Source organism: Tenacibaculum finnmarkense, assembly GCF_900239185.1.
In the GTDB taxonomy this organism is placed as follows: Bacteria; Bacteroidota; Bacteroidia; order Flavobacteriales; family Flavobacteriaceae; genus Polaribacter; species Polaribacter finnmarkensis.
Genome location: NZ_OENA01000044.1, coordinates 1 through 3,241 on the forward strand (window position 1 = coordinate 1; position 3,241 = coordinate 3,241).

At 31.6% G+C, this 3,241-nt stretch carries 4 protein-coding genes; all 4 read right to left on the bottom strand.

Going from position 1 to position 3,241, the window contains the following annotated elements; translation table 11 throughout:
- Positions 1-129 precede the first annotated feature (129 nt).
- Positions 130-636: a hypothetical protein gene (locus AQ1689_RS05360; protein ID WP_101955422.1), complete on the bottom strand. Its 507-nt coding sequence runs from the start codon at positions 634-636 to the stop codon at positions 130-132.
- 12 nt (positions 637-648) lie between these two features.
- On the bottom strand, positions 649-1,497 hold the full coding sequence (locus tag AQ1689_RS05365; protein WP_101955423.1) for a glycine zipper family protein: 849 nt from the start codon (positions 1,495-1,497) through the stop codon (positions 649-651).
- Positions 1,460-2,281 (bottom strand): type VI secretion system tube protein TssD, encoded by an 822-nt coding sequence (tssD, locus tag AQ1689_RS05370; protein WP_180947536.1) that lies wholly within the window; start codon positions 2,279-2,281, stop codon positions 1,460-1,462. The genes AQ1689_RS05365 and tssD overlap by 38 nt, the downstream gene beginning before the upstream one ends.
- 175 nt (positions 2,282-2,456) lie before the next feature.
- Positions 2,457-2,996, bottom strand: a complete 540-nt coding sequence (locus AQ1689_RS05375; RefSeq protein WP_101955425.1) for a hypothetical protein — start codon at positions 2,994-2,996, stop codon at positions 2,457-2,459.
- Positions 2,997-3,241 lie beyond the last annotated feature (245 nt).

The window sequence follows — 3,241 nt, forward strand, 5'->3', positions numbered from 1 at the left end:
ATGATTTACGAACCGCCGTATACGAGACCCGTACGTACGGTGGTGTGAGAGGCGCACTCCGACTATTTTAGTCGGAGCCGTCTACTCGATTGGCAACTGGGCTACTTATTCATTCAAATTACTATAATTCTAATCCATTTTATTAAAGTAATATTTCGTTAACTCTTTGTTATTTTCTGAAAGCCATTCTTGCCAATCTTTTGAAGCATTATATTTTTTAAAGAGCTCGTGTTTCTCTCTTTCATTTAAACTAACCCAAGAAGGAAGCCAAGCTTCTGTAGCATAAACTTCTTGAACACCTTGTCTCCAAAAAGGACTTCCCTGGAAGGAGTTTGGAAAAGCAACCCAAAAAGGATACAAATTATTATTGTTTTTAAGCTCTTTTTTTAAATTTTGTAAAAGATCAGCATCTTGTGTGTAAACAGAAATTGCTACATAATATTTAGAAAAGTAATTTACACCTATTTTTGAAATACGTCTTTTATCAAATGTATTATCTAATATTTTATTTATTTTTTTTCTTACAACTTTTCTATTTATTTTTTCTTGATCAATTTCAGGGCGCAATTTTTCTACCCACGGAATTGGTAAAAAGAAATCAGAACTGTATGGGTAATTCTTAAAAAATGAAAACATATATTTAGTATTTTAATTTTCGTTTATATGGTCAGCTATCCAATCGGCGCCAAAATAACCAGCAGTTCCAAAAACAAGTCCTCCTACAACACCACACACAATAGCACCAGGTCCAGTTGCTAAACCAATAGCAGCGCCAGCAGAAGCTCCTATTTTAGCTCCTACAGCAGCACCTCCCCATCCGCCAGCTTGTCTAATTACCTCTGCGACAACTGGTTTAGCGGATTCTTCTTCGATAGATTCATTAGTTGCTTTTCCTAGTTCATAAACTGATAAAACTATACCCACAACAGCAACTACTCTTAAACCTTTTATTAATCGAATTGTCCCTTTAGATTTAATCATATCAGGAGTAACATGTCCTTCTAACAATATTTCACCTTCTTTATTTTTAACAACGTTAATGAGTTTATCAATTCTTGCTTTAGCACTTTCTGTAAAAAGTCCTTCTTTATATTTTTCTAAATGAGTTATAATCTCATTAGTACTATAAATTTTTCCTCCTGATTTTTCAAACTTAGTTTTATCAATGTAATGAAGCGTTCCTTTCATTGTAGGAGCACCATCCTTTAGTGTGCTTGCAGATAAATATTTAGAAGGCTTGTTGTTTGCTACATGTTCTGCTATGGTTGTAGTAGAGTTTGAAGCTTTGGGCTGCATTCCATAGTTTTCATGGTGAGTTGCTTTAATAAATTGTTTAATGTATTGAGTTGTAGAAGTTGGTTCAGGAATTAAAACCTTTCTAGTTATTTTTCCAGAGGGTAAAATTTCTTCAAAAACTATAAAAGTAAAACCATATCCTTTTTTTATGATTTCTAAAAAATCACTTTCTTGAGTAAGTAAGGTTTTTTTTTGTGCCATTGAGCGTTGTTTCCCAAGATAATTTTACTCTAAGGTTTTCTATGTTAGGTTCATTAGCAAATATTTCATCCCAAGCTGGGTTTAATTTTAAATCAATAACTACTTTATTATTTATAACATTAGTTTTATAATTAAGGGCTATTTTTTCTTGATTTCCAACAATATTTAATCCTTGGTCTATTAGGTTAAAAATTAACTCTTTATTTTCTGAAATATTTTTTGTTTTAATATGAAAATAAGCTGTTTCCCCAATAGATGCTTTATTAGTTTTATACTTCCCTTCAATATCAGAACTCCACCAACTTTCTATAATTTCTTCTTTAGGTTCTTTCTTCTCAGCAGCCTGCACAGGCGATTGGTAACTTTCTTCCTTAATAGGTGTTATGTGCCAGTTTCTATGAATTTTACAACCATAGTCTTGTATGGCGGGTGATAGTATCATTTCTACTCTCATTCCTCCTCCGTTGGTATCAAACTTTACCTTATAGTCTACAATGGGAGCATCTTTAAATTTCCATGTTTTTAAATTATCATCGTTTGCGTCGAAGAAATCAATTTTTCCATCATCTACAGGGTATCCTTTTTTATATAAATCATAATTAATGGTAGTCATACGTTCTAAAAACCGAAAGTTTGCTTCGAAATCAAAAACAAACTTAAGTAAGCCGCCTCCATTGTAAAGCACAGGAGTGCCTTTATATTCATTAAATTTTTTATTATAATCAGTTTCTACTGTTATAAGGTCTATTATATGTCCTAGAAAATGTAATTCTGATTTTGCCATATTTTTTTCTTTTCGTTCTGCTTTTTTTTGCCTTGTTGCCAACGTGCTTGTGCATGGTTTCGTTGCGGAATTACAGCACTAATATAGTTTAAAAAACTAAAACTTCAACGTGCGCGAGGATTTTCTGAAAGAAAATCAACAAGCAATGAATTATGCACGTTGTTGGCAACTGGCTTTACCATTTTATAGTTACATAATATTCCAATATTCTTAAAAATACAAAAATTCCAAAAGCAATTAAAAGTTTTATAAATAGCTTCGTTTTTGGTTGTTCAATCTTATTCGATTCTAATAATACTTTTATACCTCTGATTAGTTTTTCCTTATTCAGCCACAAAATAATTAAAATCAATATTTGATATAAAATAGCAGCTTTCAAAGCTCCTAGATGAACTCCAAAATAGATGTCTTGAAGAATTACATTTACTAATATAGTTGATGTAAATAAGCCACCAATAATTCGAGTTTTTTTGATAAGAATAAGAATTCCGCCAATTATTTCAAAAATACCTAAAGTTATAGCAAATGATTTTGAATAACCATAAAAAGCCCACATTAATTCCATTCCAGTCAATTCTGAAACAGTTTTGTCAATTTCAGCTGCTCCATCAAATTGAATTAATTTAGCTCCTCCATAAATAAACATTGCTAAAACAATAATCCAACTGATTGCATTTTCAAATATTTCTAATTTATCATTTTTATTCAAATTCATTTATTTTTTAGTTCTGATTTTTGCTTGTTGCCAACGTTGTTGTGTATGATTAGTGGCGTGTTTAAGCACCTAATTTAATAAATAATTACTGAATAGAAAATCCGCTAGGATTTTCGTAAGTAAGCGATAATTAGCTATTAATTATACACGGTGTGTGTGCCCAGCATGGGCATCTTTTGACTACCGAAAGGTAGTTTATTAATCTAGAGGGTGCAAGTCCCTTATGCGCAGGAGTAACGTTCTGA

Bases quoted from the DNA above. Each gene is read 5' to 3' on its own strand.
- AQ1689_RS05360 (WP_101955422.1), bottom strand. From the start codon at position 636: ATGTTTTCATTTTTTAAGAATTACCCATACAGTTCTGATTTCTTTTTA.
- AQ1689_RS05365 (WP_101955423.1), bottom strand. From the start codon at position 1,497: ATGGCACAAAAAAAAACCTTACTTACTCAAGAAAGTGATTTTTTAGAA.
- tssD (WP_180947536.1), bottom strand. From the start codon at position 2,281: ATGGCAAAATCAGAATTACATTTTCTAGGACATATAATAGACCTTATA.
- AQ1689_RS05375 (WP_101955425.1), bottom strand. From the start codon at position 2,996: ATGAATTTGAATAAAAATGATAAATTAGAAATATTTGAAAATGCAATC.